At 59.1% G+C, this 15,458-nt stretch carries 17 protein-coding genes; 8 read left to right on the top strand and 9 right to left on the bottom strand.

The annotated features are described in order from the left end of the window. Positions 1 to 108: 108 nt before the first annotated feature. Entirely contained in the window at positions 109 to 1,176 is a 1,068-nt protein-coding gene (locus J0G10_RS18740) for a sensor domain-containing diguanylate cyclase (protein WP_220556454.1), read from the bottom strand. Positions 1,177 to 1,339: 163 nt separating this feature from the next. Between J0G10_RS18740 and J0G10_RS18735 the strand changes: the two genes are divergently transcribed. Then, positions 1,340 to 1,678 (top strand): FKBP-type peptidyl-prolyl cis-trans isomerase, encoded by a 339-nt coding sequence (locus tag J0G10_RS18735; protein WP_095048010.1) that lies wholly within the window; start codon positions 1,340 to 1,342, stop codon positions 1,676 to 1,678. Between the two features lie 59 nt (positions 1,679 to 1,737). Here J0G10_RS18735 and J0G10_RS18730 read toward each other — a convergent pair whose 3' ends face one another. The 5 genes from J0G10_RS18730 to ftrA form a co-directional block, all read right to left on the bottom strand. Then, positions 1,738 to 2,073 (bottom strand): hypothetical protein, encoded by a 336-nt coding sequence (locus tag J0G10_RS18730; protein WP_220556453.1) that lies wholly within the window; start codon positions 2,071 to 2,073, stop codon positions 1,738 to 1,740. Continuing rightward, complete coding sequence (locus tag J0G10_RS18725) at positions 2,070 to 3,308, bottom strand: S-type pyocin domain-containing protein (RefSeq protein WP_220556452.1); 1,239 nt, start codon at positions 3,306 to 3,308, stop codon at positions 2,070 to 2,072. The genes J0G10_RS18730 and J0G10_RS18725 overlap by 4 nt, the downstream gene beginning before the upstream one ends. Positions 3,309 to 3,614: 306 nt before the next feature. Further along, on the bottom strand, positions 3,615 to 3,884 hold the full coding sequence (locus J0G10_RS18720; protein WP_095048008.1) for a hypothetical protein: 270 nt from the start codon (positions 3,882 to 3,884) through the stop codon (positions 3,615 to 3,617). A 2-nt stretch (positions 3,885 to 3,886) separates the two neighbouring features. After that, positions 3,887 to 4,267 carry a DUF6124 family protein gene (locus J0G10_RS18715; protein ID WP_095124534.1) on the bottom strand — a complete coding sequence of 127 codons (381 nt, stop codon included), beginning with the start codon at positions 4,265 to 4,267 and terminating at the stop codon, positions 3,887 to 3,889. Between the two features lie 435 nt (positions 4,268 to 4,702). Next, positions 4,703 to 5,677 (bottom strand): transcriptional regulator FtrA, encoded by a 975-nt coding sequence (gene ftrA / locus J0G10_RS18710; protein WP_220556451.1) that lies wholly within the window; start codon positions 5,675 to 5,677, stop codon positions 4,703 to 4,705. A gap of 101 nt (positions 5,678 to 5,778) precedes the next feature. Here ftrA and J0G10_RS18705 point away from each other — a divergent pair, with 101 nt between their 5' ends. The 4 genes from J0G10_RS18705 to J0G10_RS18690 all read left to right on the top strand — a co-directional run bounded on the left by J0G10_RS18705 (position 5,779) and on the right by J0G10_RS18690 (position 9,843). Beyond that, on the top strand, positions 5,779 to 6,207 hold the full coding sequence (locus J0G10_RS18705) for a rhodanese-like domain-containing protein (RefSeq protein WP_220556450.1): 429 nt from the start codon (positions 5,779 to 5,781) through the stop codon (positions 6,205 to 6,207). Between the two features lie 365 nt (positions 6,208 to 6,572). Continuing rightward, the gene (locus tag J0G10_RS18700; RefSeq protein WP_220556449.1) at positions 6,573 to 7,352 is read left to right on the top strand and encodes an ABC transporter substrate-binding protein; all 780 of its coding nucleotides are present in this window, start codon (positions 6,573 to 6,575) and stop codon (positions 7,350 to 7,352) included. Between the two features lie 198 nt (positions 7,353 to 7,550). Beyond that, positions 7,551 to 8,663, top strand: a complete 1,113-nt coding sequence (locus J0G10_RS18695) for a M14 family metallopeptidase (RefSeq protein ID WP_220556448.1) — start codon at positions 7,551 to 7,553, stop codon at positions 8,661 to 8,663. Between the two features lie 463 nt (positions 8,664 to 9,126). Further along, the gene (locus tag J0G10_RS18690; protein WP_095048003.1) at positions 9,127 to 9,843 is read left to right on the top strand and encodes an alpha/beta hydrolase; all 717 of its coding nucleotides are present in this window, start codon (positions 9,127 to 9,129) and stop codon (positions 9,841 to 9,843) included. Here the strand turns inward: J0G10_RS18690 and J0G10_RS18685 are convergent. Continuing rightward, positions 9,833 to 10,390, bottom strand: a complete 558-nt coding sequence (locus J0G10_RS18685; RefSeq protein ID WP_220556447.1) for a DcrB/PsbP domain-containing protein — start codon at positions 10,388 to 10,390, stop codon at positions 9,833 to 9,835. The two genes, J0G10_RS18690 and J0G10_RS18685, sit on opposite strands and share 11 nt — an antisense overlap. 84 nt (positions 10,391 to 10,474) lie before the next feature. Beyond that, entirely contained in the window at positions 10,475 to 11,248 is a 774-nt protein-coding gene (locus tag J0G10_RS18680; protein ID WP_220556446.1) for a hypothetical protein, read from the bottom strand. A 147-nt stretch (positions 11,249 to 11,395) separates the two neighbouring features. Here J0G10_RS18680 and J0G10_RS18675 point away from each other — a divergent pair, with 147 nt between their 5' ends. Both J0G10_RS18675 and J0G10_RS18670 read left to right on the top strand, forming a co-directional pair. Continuing rightward, on the top strand, positions 11,396 to 11,932 hold the full coding sequence (locus J0G10_RS18675; RefSeq protein ID WP_095048000.1) for a chalcone isomerase family protein: 537 nt from the start codon (positions 11,396 to 11,398) through the stop codon (positions 11,930 to 11,932). 71 nt (positions 11,933 to 12,003) lie between these two features. Next, positions 12,004 to 13,323, top strand: a complete 1,320-nt coding sequence (locus J0G10_RS18670; RefSeq protein WP_220556445.1) for an Nramp family divalent metal transporter — start codon at positions 12,004 to 12,006, stop codon at positions 13,321 to 13,323. Between the two features lie 128 nt (positions 13,324 to 13,451). On the opposite strand, the gene J0G10_RS18665 is transcribed toward J0G10_RS18670, so the two are convergent. Next, positions 13,452 to 14,555, bottom strand: coding sequence for a cytochrome P450 (locus J0G10_RS18665; protein WP_220556444.1), 1,104 nt, complete (start codon positions 14,553 to 14,555; stop codon positions 13,452 to 13,454). A 79-nt stretch (positions 14,556 to 14,634) separates the two neighbouring features. On the opposite strand from J0G10_RS18665, the gene J0G10_RS18660 reads away from it, so the two are divergent. Continuing rightward, positions 14,635 to 15,408: an ArsR/SmtB family transcription factor gene (locus J0G10_RS18660; protein ID WP_220556443.1), complete on the top strand. Its 774-nt coding sequence runs from the start codon at positions 14,635 to 14,637 to the stop codon at positions 15,406 to 15,408. Positions 15,409 to 15,458 lie beyond the last annotated feature (50 nt).

The raw sequence follows: 15,458 nt of genomic DNA, 5'->3' as shown, positions 1-15,458 counted from the left end.
ACAGGTTTCAAAAAGTATAGATAACCTGCCTTCGGTAGACGGCGCGCGCAACGCTCGAGGCTTTTTCGCGAGTAACACAATGGTGTTTGGTGTGACTGGCATCTGAATTTATACGTGACTGAACACCTGCCCACCCCCCAACCGATACTGATTATTGCCACTGCGCTTGGCCTCATACATCGCCAGATCGGCAATGTGCAGCAAGCGGTCCATAGCCGTCGCATGGTCCGGAAACACCGCCACGCCAAGGCTGGTGCCGATGTGGCGCTGGTCGTTGCCGATGCTGATCGGGGGCGACAGTTCGATGAAGATTTTCTGGCAGATGCTGCGCGCTTCGTCCTGCAAACTCAGGCTCGGCGCCAGGCCTTGCAGGATCACCACGAACTCATCGCCGCCAATGCGCGCGACGGTGTCGGTGGCGCGCAGGATGCGTTTCAGCCGCGTGGCCATGGTGATCAGCACCCGGTCGCCGGCGGCATGGCCGTAGCGGTCGTTGATGGTTTTGAAACCGTTGAGGTCGACGAACACCAGTGCGACACGAGTCTCGGTCTGGCGAGCTTGATCCAGCGCTTCGGACAAGCGTTGTTCCAGCACCAGGCGATTGGGCAGGCCGGTCAGCGGATCGAAGTGAGCGAGGTGTTGCAGGTAGCTGGCCGAGGCTTTTTCTTCGGTGATGTCGCGCACCACACCCATCATTTTCACCACCGCGTCGTGGTCGTTGCGCACCACGTTGCCGGTTTCCCGCAGCCAGCGAATCGTGCCGTCGGGCCACACCACGCGGTACTCCTCATCGTGGTTCTCGCCGGTTTCCAGGCAACGCAGTTCACCTTCGCGCACCTTGGTGCGGTCGTCCGGATGGACGCAGGAGCAGAACAGCGCATAGGACGGGGTGATCTCGCCGATCTTGAAGCCGAACATGCCGTAAATCGCATCCGACCAGTACAGTCGATCCGTGTCGACTTCCCAGTCCCATGTGCCGATGCGCGCAAAGTACTGGCTGCGTTTGAAACGCTCGACGTCGCCGTCCTGCTGAATGTGTTGGCCATCGGCGGCCCGTCTCAGCAGATCCCGGTAGTGCGCGAGCTGCCTGCGCAAACCGCGTTCGCGCCAAAGCAACACGGCGATGACGGCGAGCAAAATCGCGGCCACGGCAAGGCTGATCCAGAACAGAGTCATTCGGGCGCTGCCAGCATGGCGAGTCGATCCGTGGGGTAGTGGCGGTTGGCTATGTTAATGCTTCATTACTCGGTTCGGATACCATGTTGATCTGCGCTGGCAGGTTGCCAATCCCCGGCATTTCTGGGAAAACGGCGGCCGGCTGAACAATAGAGTGAATGTTATGAATGATGAACTGCAGGTAATCGATCTTCAGGCCGGCGAAGGCAAAGCCGCCGTCAAAGGTGCGCTGATCACCACCCAATACACCGGATGGCTGGAAGACGGCAGCGAGTTCGATTCTTCCTACAGCCGTGGCAAACCTTTCCAGTGCGTGATTGGCACCGGGCGGGTGATCAAGGGTTGGGATCAGGGCTTGATGGGGATGCAGGTGGGGGGCAAGCGCAAATTGCTGGTGCCGGCGCATTTGGGGTACGGCGAACGGACGATGGGCAAGATACCGCCGAATTCGAATCTGGTGTTTGAGATTGAGTTGTTGGAAGTGTTGACGCGGGAGGATTGAGGTGGGGGGCGTTGATTTGGATGAAGTCCGTTACTTCATCCAAATGCCGTCAGGGTGGATCAGGTGAATACGTCTATATCGTCAAGCGTGTCTTCAATGATCCCTTGCAGTGAAGGATGTGTTTGCCTAGCGGACTCAAGTGCCGCAAAAACTGTTTCAGTATCCACCTCGCCATGTCGGCGAGCGATGTGCCCGAGCGCAGTAGCCGCAGCGGCCACAATTGCTTCGGCTGTGCTGGTGAGGTGTTTCAGGCAGATGTCCTGAGCCCATTTTCTATCGGTTTCATTCAGGCCAATGGATACGAGTGCGGCGATTACGTTTGCATCCTTGTCACTGGAAAGGAGTCTTATGGCCTCGTCATGGCTTATGGATGGATCTTGATAGATGAGGCTCACTTTGTATCTCCCAGGATTCTGCCTTTGTTGTCTACTTTTTTAGCCTTGATCAGCGCATTTTTCATATCTTGGTGAAGTTTATCCCATGGCCTTACGTGGCCGTGATAAACATCTCCACCTGTGCGATCGAAGACGACTAGCTCATTTGTTTCTGGATCAACTCCGATTCTACGTGGTGATGTAGGTTTGACCTGAACCGAGTTTTCTAGCGCTTCCTGACCATTGGTTGGTCCTTTACTTTTTATGGATGTATCTGTTTTGCCGTGGTAACTGGCTGCATCGAACTCAAGCGCCAAAACAATGTAAAGGGGTTTAATTCCCGAGTTTGGAGGAAAAACAAGGATGAAATCTCGGTACTCAGGCGGGTAAACCGGATTAACGATGATCTTGTCTGCTTGCTCAGTCGGCGGGTAAATCCAAATTTGGGGTATTCGTGGTGTGCTTTCCAACGGTGGAATTACCGTTGTCTTGGTGGGGTCTACGGCGGGTGTCCAGATCAATTTTGCGCCATTACCGAAATCTGCGACTTGATGGGTGCCTTGCTTCACGAACCGTACGACAGGAATCATCTCCCAATCGCTGCGCGTCTGGGTGTTGTACCCATATCCTTTCAAGGTGCCGTCGGCCTGTTGTTCTAAACGCAATCGGACACGAGTGCGACCTTTCTCAAGCGATTTAAGTTGTTCTTCTGTGTATAGCGAGCTGTCGCCCAAACTCGAAGGCCAAAGCAGAGCAACCATGCCGAGCAATGCACCAGCGACAACACCTCCCGTCACTGCGCTTGCACCACTCACCGCACTTGCGCCTGGGCTTGCAGTGGTAGTCGTAGCTAACAGAAGCGTTCCTGCCTCAGCGGGAAAATTACGGCCTCCTACTTTTTTCAGAGGGATGTTGCCAGCAGTGTCTCGTTCGCGGCCGCCCAACAAAGACAACTCTCCAAAATCAGCCAACTTCTCGACCGGAATAAATCCGGTACTACTGACATGGTTGATTACACCATCCGGAAGTTGGCAGCTTTTAGCGAACACGCAACCTTTTGCATCGGGCATAGGCTGTTGTGGCTGTTTGATTTGGCTATTTTCGTAAGCTTGCTGTCTGGCAAGCATGTTGTCATAGGCGGTTTGTCTAGCTTCCCGCTCTGCCAACTCGCTGTCGGTCATATAGCGGCTAGTGATGTGGTGTCCGTCACCGGCCGGTGGATTTTGAACCCGAGGTCTGTCTGTCTTTCGCGCCATGAGCGTCCTTGTTCTTTCGTCAGAAAACGATGCGGACGCTAAATGAATGGACGTTTGATGGATGTAGGACGGGTCTGAAATTGCGACAGTTGTTACAAGTGTAAAAAATCAGGATTGGTACATCGGCAGGTACGCCAACTCGCTCGGGCCTTCCTATGGTCTGGTTTTCAGATATTTGTTAGCAGAAAGAAAGCCATCGCGAGCAGGCTCACTCCTACAGTTAATCGCGGATGCTCATGGGATTTGAGTGCACCACCGATCTAGTGTGGGAACGAGCCTGCTCGCGAAGAACGATTACACGGTCAATCAGGCTGCGTGTGCCATTTCGGCCAGTGTGTCGGCCACGGTTTTTTGCAGTGAGGGGAACCGGCGGGTTACGCGGCGCAGTGCGGGCAGGACGGCGTCGATTTCCAGTTCATCGAGTTGGGGAAGGGCGGTGACGGCGGAGGCGACGATGGATTCGCGTTCGCTTTCGAAGAGCACCAGGCAGGCGTTTTGTGCCCAGCGTCCGTCCCGTTCGTTGAAGCCCATGGCCACCAGTGCTGCGACGACTTGTGCATCGGTTTTGTTGGACATGTTTATTGCCTCAGGGCGGGGTCGATTTTGTCGAGGGCGCGGTTGACCGCGAGTTCGCCGAGCATGACCACTTGCTGGATGCCGAGCACGGTGTTGCGGTAGGGCGAGTCGAGCAGGGCGGCGAAGTCGCTGAGCATGATGCTGGCCGAGGCCATGGATTCGCAGGCATGGGCCATGAGGTCTTCGGCGCCGGTGTTCGGGTCGACGAGGAACATGGTGCTGGGTTTGCGTGGTGGTGAAGGCGGTGTGGGTTTCAAGTAGTGGTCGAGGGCGCGTTCGGCGGCTTCGTGGAGTTTTCTGGAACCTGGTGTGGAGTAGGGGGACGTTGGATTTGGATCGATTTCCGCGTCTGTTTCGGGCGGATTTGGCGTGATTTTGAACATATGCTAGGAAACCTCAATGAGGCTGACACCGTTTGCGACTAAACATTGGGTGGCAGCTATACGCAGGTTAGTCGACCGGACTCCTAGCTAAACCGGCGCGCTCGAAAGCGCCCTACGCATAGCCGCCATTGAGTGCAGGCATGGAAATGCCAGACTGAATAACTGCTTGCAAGCTAGAGATGAAACCGAGCGACTAAACCCGATCACTGAACATTCAGTGACGCGAACCAAGTTACCGGCAGCCCCCAAGCCGCACAAGCCGGCGGATTCTGGCGTAGTTGTAGGCAAAGGCGCAAGGCGCTGTAGCCTTGTGGCTGATGTCTAAATGATGCTGCGTTTGACTGCGCGCCTTCGCGAGCAGGCTCGCTCCCACAGGGGGAACGCATTCCAAACTGTGGGAGCGAGCCTGCTCGTGAAGGCGCCTTCAAAATCACCTCAGGATTCAACCCTCACACCCCGCCCAAACCGCTCCCGATACACCGACGGCGGCACACCCACCACCCCGCGAAACGCCACCCGAAAACTCTCCACCGACCGATAACCACAACGCTCGGCAATCTGCTCTGTATTGTCCGGCGTGCTTTCCAGCAACTCCCGCGCCCGCGCCAACCGCTCGTGCTGCAACCACGCCTTCGGCGACTGCCCGCTGGCCTCGGTAAACCGCCGCAGAAACGTGCGCTCACTCATCGCCGCTTCACTGGCCAGATCACGCACTTCCAGCGGTTCATGCAAACGCTCGCGCGCCCACTGCATGACGCGCGACAGATCATTGCGCGGCGTCGGGCTGACCGGTGTCGGAATGAACTGCGCCTGACCGCCGGTGCGTTGCGGCGACATCACCAGGCGCCGCGCCACCGAGTTGGCGACTTGCGTGCCGAAGTCCCGCGCCACCAGATGCAGGCAGGCATCGATCCCGGCAGCGCTGCCGGCCGAGGTGATCAACTGACCGGAATCGACGTAAAGCACATCGGCATCGACAGCAATCGCCGGGAAGCGCTGCGCCAGTTCCGCCGTGTAACGCCAATGGGTGGTGGCGCCGTGGCCATCGAGCAGGCCGGTGGCCGCCAGCACAAATACACCGGAGCAGATCGACAGCAAGCGCGCGCCCCGGGCATGGGCCTGACGCAACGCGTCGATCAATGCTGGAGGCACCGCCACGTTGCGGTCGCGCCAGCCGGGAATGATGATGGTGCGCGCTTCGGCCAACAATTCCAGGCCGCCATCGGCCAGCACCTGAATGCCGCCCAAGGCGCGCATCGGGCCTTGATCGACCGCCGCAATGGCGTGGGTGTACCACGGGAAATCGAACTCCGGCCGGGTCAGGCCGAAGACCTCCACGGCGATGCCGAACTCGAATGTGCAGAGGCCGTCGTAGGCCAGAATTGCGACCAAACCTGGTGATGTCGGCATTTGGCGGAAAATTCCCGGTGAGTGTCTTGTGCGCCACTGTAGCCGCAAGCGGCCGCTCGATAAAGTCTGTTCACACCCGTTCAGATAAAGGAGCAACACCCATGGTCAGTCTGGTTCGCGACATCCCTGCGGCGCCGTCGGCGATCGCCCTGATGCACTTCAGTAATCGTCTGACTTTCGAAACCGATTGTTCCGACGTGTTCAGTAGCCAAGAGGCTGGCGAGATTGATTTTGTCCTGGTCGATGTCCGTGGGCCGCTGGCCTTTGAGCGCGGGCACGTGCCGGGTGCGATCAATATTCCGAACCGTTTGCTGACGGCCGCGGAACTGGCCAGCTACCCGAAAACCACGCTGTTCGTGGTCTATTGCGCCGGCCCGCACTGCAATGGCGCGAACAAGGCAGCGGTAAAACTGGCAGCGCTGGGGTATCCGGTCAAGGAGATGATCGGCGGGGTTACCGGATGGCTGGATGAAGGCTTTCAACTGAGCGTTGAGCCAGTTGTCAAAACCGCCATCGGCTGCGAATGCTGATCCCCTTGTAGGAGCTGCCGCAGGCTCGGGCCGCGTTCGGACGATCTTTTGATCTTGATGTTTAAAAAGCCAGATCAAAAGATCGTCCGAACGCGGCCCGAGCCTGCGGCAGCTCCTACAGGGAAGTCAGCGTTTTTCTGCGCTGGAAGTGCTCTTGTCCTACAGCCTTTGCACCACGACGGCGCACCCGTTGACCCCGGTCAATCGGTGCGCCGATCTTTCATAAGTATTTGTCGCTTAAACACAATTTACCCTGTGCGCGCCGCCATAGACTGCCGGCCACTTCGGTTTTTGTAGCCAATTGGCCATGACCGAACGCTGAATCGAAAGCTGCCAATAAAAGCCTCCGCACACAGGAGTTATAAATGAAGAAGCTAGTGATGTTCGGTGCCCTGGCACTGTCGATGTTGTCCCTGACCGCTGTGGCCGAAGACACCAAGCCGATCCGCATCGGTATCGAAGCCGGTTACCCACCATTCTCGATGAAAACCCCTGACGGCAAACTCGCCGGTTTCGACGTCGATATCGGCGATGCGCTGTGCGCGCAGATGAAAGTCAAATGCACCTGGGTCGAGCAGGAATTCGATGGCCTGATCCCGGCGCTGAAAGTGAAGAAGATCGACGCGATTCTGTCGTCGATGACCATCACCGACGACCGCAAGAAAAACGTCGATTTCACCATCAAGTACTACCACACCCCGGCGCGCTTCGTGATGAAGGCAGGCTCCGGTGTCAAAGACCCGCTGACCGAGCTCAAGGGCAAGAAAGTCGGCGTGCTACGTGCCAGCACCCACGACCGTTACGCCACCGAAGTGCTGGTGCCAGCCGGGATCGACCTGGTGCGTTACGGCTCGCAACAGGAAGCCAACCTCGACATGGTTTCCGGACGTATCGACGCGATGCTGGCTGACTCGGTCAACCTGAGCGACGGTTTCCTGAAAACCGACGCGGGTAAAGGTTTTGAATTCGTTGGCCCAACCTACGAAGACGCCAAGTACTTCGGTGGCGGCGCCGGCATTGCAGTGCGCAAGGGCGATACCGCGCTGGCCGAGCAATTCAACAAAGCCATCACCGAAATCCGCGCCAATGGCGAGTACAAGAAAGTCCAGGACAAGTACTTCGACTTTGATGTGTACGGCCATTAATACGCCGTAGAAAAAAGTGGCCCCGTTTGCGCGGTGGCCACTTTTTTTGCGCTCTAATTGTGATGAGACCCTTGTAGGAGTGAGCCTGCTCGCGATAGCGGTGTGTCATTCAATGAATGTGTTGGCTGACCCACCGCTATCGCGAGCAGGCTCACTCCTACAGGGGATCTTTGTGATCCAGATATTGAGGAGTTACCCATGCAACGCATCGACCATGTTCTGCCCTGGAGCCACTTGGGCAGCGAACGTTCGCTAAGTGTGTTCCGCTATGGCGCCGGCCCACGCAAGGTGTACATCCAGGCCAGCCTGCACGCCGATGAACTGCCGGGCATGCGCACTGCGTGGGAACTCAAGCAACGCCTCAACCAACTCGAGCAGCAAGGCCGTTTGCAGGGCGTGATCGAATTGGTGCCAGTGGCCAACCCGATCGGCCTCGATCAACATGTGCAAGGCGCGCACATGGGCCGCTTCGAACTGGGCAGCGGTAAGAATTTCAACCGCGCCTTCGTCGAACTCAGCGCACCGGTCGGGACGTTGATCGGTGAGCGTCTGGGCACTGATGCCGAGGCCAACGTTGCACTGATCCGCCAAACCATGGGCCAGGTATTCGATGAACTGCCGGTACCGGCCTCGCAACTGGAAGCCTTGCATCGCCTGTTGCTGCGCCATGCCTGCGATGCCGACATCACCCTCGATCTGCATTGCGATTTCGACGCGGCGATTCACTTGTACGCGCTGCCGCAGCACTGGCCACAGTGGCAATCGCTGGCGGCGCGCTTGAAGGCCGGCGTGGCGCTGCTGTGTGAAGATTCCGGTGGCAGCTCGTTCGATGAATCCTGCTCGACGCCGTGGCTGCGTCTGGCGCGGGCATTCCCGAATGCCGCGATTCCGGCGGCGAATCTGGCGACCACGCTGGAACTGGGCAGCATGGGCGATACCCGGGTCGATCAGGCTCAAGCCAATTGTGAGGCGATTCTCGGTTTCCTCGCCGAGCAGGGTTTTATCAGCGGCGAGTGGCCGGCGGCACCGAGCGAGTGCTGCGAAGGCCTGCCGTTCGAGGGCACCGAATACCTGTTCGCGCCGCACCATGGTGTGGTGAGTTTCCTGCGCAATGCTGGCGAGTGGGTGGAGCAGGGCGATGCGTTGTTCGAGGTGGTCGATCCGTTGCAGGATCGCGTCACCACTGTTCGTGCCGGCACCAGTGGCGTGTTGTTTGCGCTGGATCGCGGGCGCTATACCGAGCCGGGGATCTGGCAGGCGAAAGTGGCGGGGCGGGTGGCGTTTCGGACGGGGAAATTGACCAACGACTGACAGATCTTCGTCGGATTCGCGGGCCCTTTCGCGAGCAGGCTCGCTCCCACCCTGGACATGCATTCCCCTGTGGGAGCGAGCCTGCTCGCGAAGGGGCCATCAGCAAACCCAATATATAAACCTTCATTGGGGGTACTGGCCTCATCGCTGGCAAGCCAGCTCCCACAGTGATTGAAGGTGTTCACAAACATTGTGTTCACACAAATCCTGTGGGAGCTGGCTTGCCAGCGATGGCGGCATCAGCAGCACCACCGAATTTGGATCCACGCCGCAGGATGTTAGGCTCCCCCCGAACCCGACACTCCCCCAGTGATTGAAGGTGTTCACAAACATTGTGTTCACACAAATCCTGTGGGAGCTGGCTTGCCAGCGATGGCGGCATCGACAGCACCACCGAATTTGGATCCACGCCGCAGGATGTTAGGCTCCCCCCCGAACCCGACACTCCGTGAAGGAAGGCTCTATGTTGAAGGTCTTTGCTCTCTTGACCCTACTGGCGTCCAGCGCCGTGCAGGCGCAAACCACGCTGCAATCCGATCTGCCACTCAAGTACATCGAACAGGTGCACGCCGACGCCGAGGCGCGTCCGTTGGTGATTTTTCTTCACGGCTACGGTAGTAACGAAGCCGATCTGATCGGCATGAAATTCCAGCTCCCGGCGCAATACAACTACCTGTCGGTGCAGGCGCCGTTGTCGTTGGGCGAAGGACGTTTCCAGTGGTTTCGCAAGAAAGGCGAAGGTGCCTACAACGGCGAGACCGATGATCTGAAGGTCAGTGGCCAGAAACTGCGCGATTTTGTCGCGCAAGCGGCGCAGAAATATCACACCACCCCGAGCAAGGTGTACCTGATCGGTTTCAGCCAGGGCGCGATGATGACCTACGAAGTGGGGCTGCGGCCGCCAGTCGCTGTCGGCGGGATCGCTGCGTTGAGCGGGCGTTTATTGCCAGTGTTGAAAGCTGAACTCAAAGGCGAGCAGCAGCCGTTGCCGCTGAGTATCTTTATCGGCCACGGCACCGCCGATGATCCGGTGCCGTATAAAAACGGCACCGAGGCCAACACGCAACTACAGAAACTCGGTTACAAGCCGCAGTTCCATGCCTATCCCGGCGTCGGCCACAGTATCAGTGCGGCCGAGCTGCGCGACTTGAGTGGCTGGCTGCAGCAGCTCAATCCTTGAGGATGGTTTTCACCAAAGCATCGTGACCTTTCTTGTCGCTGGCGCGGGAGATCACCTGCACCAACGCCATCTTCGTGCCGGAGCCGGCCATCAGCGTGGTGTTGAGGGTCTGGCCACCGCCCTGGGTCGCGGTGCTGTCGACCTGACGCAGGCCAAGGCCGGTGCCTTTCTGGGTCAGGCTTTTTTCGCTGAGTTTGTTGAAGTCCGGCAGGGCCTTGCGTTGGTCGTCGATGAAGCTCGAGACGGTGCTGTCGAGGAACTGGCCGTCGTTGTCCTTGACGTGCTGGCCTTCGGGGATTTGGTTTTCAGCGGTAATGACCACGGTTTTTGTGGCCTCGTTGGTGTACATCGTGCCCTTGGTCCCGCTCGGGCTGGCCGGCAGCGGGTCGGCGATGAAACCTTTAGGCAGCACAAAAGTGAACTTGCCATCGAGCATCGTGACTTTCTCGGCGCTGGCTTTTTCCTTCGCTGCTTGCGCGTGGAGGGCGCCGAAACCGGCGAGGGCCGCCACCAGCAGGACGACGGCTTTTTTGCTCAACAATGACATGTGAATCTCCGGTGGATGGTCGCGCGAGGCGGGCGATCATCCCACGGAGGAGGGCGGGCGTTCCAGCGCGAATCGTCTGAGCGGTTACTGCGCCTGCGCTTTCGCCAACGGACGGGCCAACAGGCGTTTGGTTACGCCGAGCATGGCCACCGACACCGCGACACCGACGGCGAATCCACTCAGCCCCATGCTTGGCAAGGTCAGCGCCGAGACCAGACAAAACGCCGAAAACGAATACATGCCGGTCGCCGTCGCCCGTAACAATGCGGCGGTAAATGCCGGGCCGCGCGTTTGTTGCGAGAACACCGCCATCACACTGCCGAGTACCGGGAACACCGCGAGCAAACCGCTCCAGCGCTCGCCGACGGTGCTGGCGAGCATCGTCACCACCAGTGTCAACGCGGCGCCGGCGATCATTCGCCAGATCAGTTTGTCCGACTTCGGCGCCGGGCCGCTGAGCACCGGTTGCACCGTGGGAAACAGATACGGCGATGCCAGCAGCGCAATTGCCGCCACCGCCACGGAAAACGGCAGCGACGCCGGGATCAGTGACAACACCCCCGCGATGACGGCCCACACCGACAGCGAAGCCGTCAGCGCCAACGGCCAGTTCGCCCGTTGCGCGACCTGCGCATAGGTGATGCAGAACGCAATCATCGCGAACATCGCCGATAACGCCGCCACCGCTGATTGCGCGGCAAACGCCGGACCCTGCTCAATGGCGAGGAAAAACAGAATCGGCCCGACCACCACCGGCAATCCCGACAGCCACCCGGCTACGCTCGGCCCCCAGCGTTTGCCTGCCAGGGAAATCAGCAGCAGAAAACCGGGAATCAGCAGCAGTTTGAGGATCAGCACGCAGGTGTCTCCGTCCGTTGAGGGTAGGCCACGGTAGCATTGTCGATCGGCGATTGCTGCCTATGTGCGCAGTTTTTGTATACAAAGTATCGAGGGCGATACCCGGCTATGCTGTGTGTATCAGGGTTTACCGGAGTCGATGCCGCGATGAGAAGAACACCGAAGCTGGTGCGAGGATGCTGCGGCATCGGCTTGTGGGCGTTGTTGCTGACGCCGACCTGGGCCAATTGGCAGGACGCCGTGCCCGGCGCGCAGATCATCGGCACCGGTGATTTCAGCGTGTTCGGGTTCGATGTCTACAACGCACGCCTGTGGAGCGCCGCGCGGCCCTTGGACGACGACCAGCCGTTTGCGCTGGAGTTGATTTACCGTCGCAAGATTTCTCGCGACGACCTGGTCAAGGCCAGCGTCGATGAAATCAAACGACTGTCAGGGAGTAGCGTCAGCCCGACGCAATTGGCCGGTTGGCAGGTACAGATGCAGCAATCGTTCGTCGATGTGCAGGCTGGCACGCGGATTACTGGGGTCTATCTGCCAGGGCAGGGCGCGCGGTTTTTTGTCGGCCAGCAATTACAGCATGAGATCGATGACCCGCTGTTTGCCCGGGCGTTTTTTGATATCTGGCTCGATCCGCGTACGCGCAATCCCGAGTTGCGTGAGCAGTTGTTGGGTGTGAGTCGATAGATTTTTTGATCTTCTAGGCTTCGGCTGAAACGTCTAAGCTGCGTCTTTCCGATTTGTTTCTGGATGTGTGCGTGAAATTCAGCTTGCCCAAAATCGCCACCGCGCCGTTTTGCCCGCCGGAAGTGGCTGGCAGTGTCGCGGTAGATCCCAATGCCTCGTTCTTCAAACGCGTGCTGCGTTTCGCCGGCCCCGGGTTGCTGGTGTCTATCGGTTACATGGATCCGGGCAACTGGGCCACCGCCATCGAGGCCGGTTCACGCTTCGGTTACAGCCTGTTGTTTGTGGTGTTGCTGGCGAGTCTGGCGGGCATGGTCGTGCAATGCCTGTGTTCGCGGTTGGGCATCGCCACCGGGCGCGATCTGGCGCAACTGTCCCGCGAGCGCTACAGCACGCCGACTGCGCGCTTGCAGTGGGTGTTGGCGGAAATCTCGATTATCGCCACCGATTTGGCCGAAGTGCTTGGGTGTGCGCTGGCGTTCCATTTGCTGCTCGGCTGTTCGCTGACCTTCGGCATTGCCCTGACGGCGTTCGACACCTTGCTGGTGCTGGCCCTGCAAAATCGCGGCTTCCGCCGACTGGAAGCGATCATGTTGGTGCTGGTGGCGACTATCGGTGTGTGTTTCTTCGTTGAACTGCTGCTGATCAAACCCTACTGGCCGGACGTCGCCCAAGGCTTCAAACCGTCGCTGGCGGCGATTGGCGAAGCGGCGCCGTTGTACCTGGCCATCGGTATTCTCGGTGCGACAGTGATGCCGCATAACCTCTACCTGCACACCTCGATCGTGCAGACGCGGATGATCGGCAAGGACCTCGCCAGCAAGCAGGACGCGGTGAAACTGGCGCGCATCGACACCATCGGTTCGCTGGCGCTGGCGTTGCTGGTCAATGCGGCGATCCTGATTCTCGCTGCGGCGGCTTTTCACCAGTCCGGGCACACCGAGGTGGTGGATATTCAGGACGCCTACCACTTACTAGACCCGCTGGTGGGCGGCGCGCTGGCCAGCGTGTTGTTCGGCGTCGCGCTGCTGGCATCGGGGCAGAGTTCGACCTTCACCGGCACCATCGCCGGCCAGGTGATCATGGAGGGTTATCTGAACCTGCGGATCCCGTGCTGGCAGCGGCGCTTGATTACTCGCGGACTGGCGTTGATTCCGGCATTCGTCGGCGTGTGGCTGATGGGCGATAACGCGATCGGCAAGTTGCTGGTGTTGAGTCAGGTGGTGTTGAGTCTGCAATTGCCGTTTGCCTTGTATCCATTGATTCGCATGACCAATGATAAAAAGCTGATGGGGCCCTTTGTGAACCGCTGGCCAACCCGGGTGTTGGCGTGGGGGTTGTTTGTGGTGATCAGCGGCGCTAACAGCTGGTTGATTTTGCAGTGGGCGGTTTGAGCCATATTTTGCAGTGACTGGGCTAGCCTCTTCGCGAGCAGGCTCGCTCCCACAGTTTCCAAGGTGATTTCAACAGTGTGTACACCTCGTAACCTTGTGGGAGCGAGCCTCCTCGCGAATGCGGAGTTTCAGGCGCCAACGTCGCTGAATACTGGAATGCGCCCATTGAGCGAGGGCCGGTAGTGCCAGTTCAGGCAAATCAGATCGATGCCCTTTGCGAGTATTTCCCGCACCGTAGCTCCGGCAATACTCATCGCCAACGCTTGCCCCGGACACTGATGCCGGCCACTGCCAAAACTGAAACTGCGGCGGTTGGCGCGCTGTGGCAGAAACTGCTCCGGCTGTTCGTTGAGCGCCGGATCTCGATTGGCCGAGGCCAGCAGCACTAGAATCACATCGCCCGTTTCGACACGTACTCCAGCAATCTCACAGGACGCGGCGACAAAGCGCCGGGTGTTCTGCACGGGCGGGTCGAAGCGCTGGACTTCGCTGAGCAGTGCTTCGATGGATTCGCCGCGCAACGCTGGCTGCCGACGTAGCGCCAGCAGCGTATTGCCGATCAGGCCGGCACAGGCTTCGAACGTCTGTGAACAGAGGCCGATCAGGTTGGCGATCAAGGTTTCCTCATCGCCGGTGAAGCGCTGCTGGATCGCGCTGAGGAAGTCGCTGGCGGGTTCGGCGAGCAACTCGATGAAGTAGCCGCGCAGGTGTTCGGCCGCCGCGTCCGCTGCGGCCAATTGCAGATCATTGCTCAACGGCGACAGGCAGGCGACGAAGTCCGTCGTCAATTCACTGATCGCCCGCGCTTGCGCCGGTGTGAATCCCAAAAGTCCCGCGACCACGCACACAGGGCCACGGAACATGGCTTTGTACAGACCGTCGGTATCCGCTGTGATCAGTCGTGCGGCGACCAAAGCATTGATTGGTTCAAGGTCTAGCGCTGCCAGCTCAGGCTCGATGGCCGAACGCGGACAGCGCTGGCGTTCGCTGTCATTCATGCGCATCAGTTGGCCAAAGACTTTGCCGGCCATGCTTTCGGCAATTGCTTTGGGCACCGGCTCCTGCGCCGGACGCACCCGGCAATCGGCGTGGGCCAACACCGCACACACCGCCCGGGCGCTGCTGGCGACCCACAGTTTCAGCTTTGGATGAAACGTCAGTCCACCTGCTGCGCGCAGTTCGGCGTAGTAGGGATAAGGATCGGCGTGCGTTGCTGCGCTGATCGGGTTCATGGTTTGCATCCTTGTCGGCGGGGAAAGTGTTGCTACTATCTCCACTGCGCAACGACGATGATTCGTCCGGGAGCGAACTATGCACGCAGAGCATCAAGACATCGGCGTTTCCCAAGTGGCTGCCGCCATCGCCGAGCCGGCGCGAACGAAAATCCTCTGTTCGCTGATGGACGGCCACGCCCGCACCAGCACTGAATTGGCGACGATCGCCGAAGTCAGCGCCTCGACCGCCAGTGTGCACTTGGCGAAACTCAAGGACCTGGCACTGCTGCGCCTGCATGTTCAGGGCCGTCATCGCTATTACAGCCTCGCCGATCAGCGCGTGGCGCAGGCGCTGGAAGCGTTGATGGTGATTGGCCAGAACGCCGCGCCGACGTTCAAGGCGCACACACCGGATCGCCTGCAATTCGCCCGCACTTGCTACGACCACATGGCCGGGACGCTGGCGGTGTTGCTGCACGACCGTTTGCTCGAGGCTGGTTGGTTGGTGGCAAGCGACGAGCAGGCGTATCGTTTGAGTGACACCGGCGAGGCGTTGTTTCTTGGTTTGGGAATAGACGTGCAGGATTTGACCAGCCTGCGCCGCAAGTTTGCCTGCCCGTGCCTGGACTGGAGCATGCGCCGGCCGCATCTCGGTGGTTCGCTGGGCGCGGCGCTGTTGCAAACGGCGTTGAAGCGCAAGTGGGTGACACAGGATCTGGACAGTCGGGCGTTAGCGTTGACGGCGCTGGGGCGCAAGGATATTGGTGCGCGGTTTGGCGTTGAGTTACCGGTAGACGGGCAGATCAAAAGATCGCAGCCAGCCGTAAAGCGTGCCCACCCGATAAATTCCGACCGTACCGAATCCCTGTAGGAGCTGCCGAAGGCTGCGATCTTTTGATTTTCAGCTTCTGACCGACGAGG

Source organism: Pseudomonas germanica (genome assembly GCF_019614655.1).
Lineage (GTDB): Bacteria > Pseudomonadota > Gammaproteobacteria > Pseudomonadales > Pseudomonadaceae > Aquipseudomonas > Aquipseudomonas neuropathica.
This window is presented reverse-complemented; position numbering and strand designations above follow the sequence as displayed.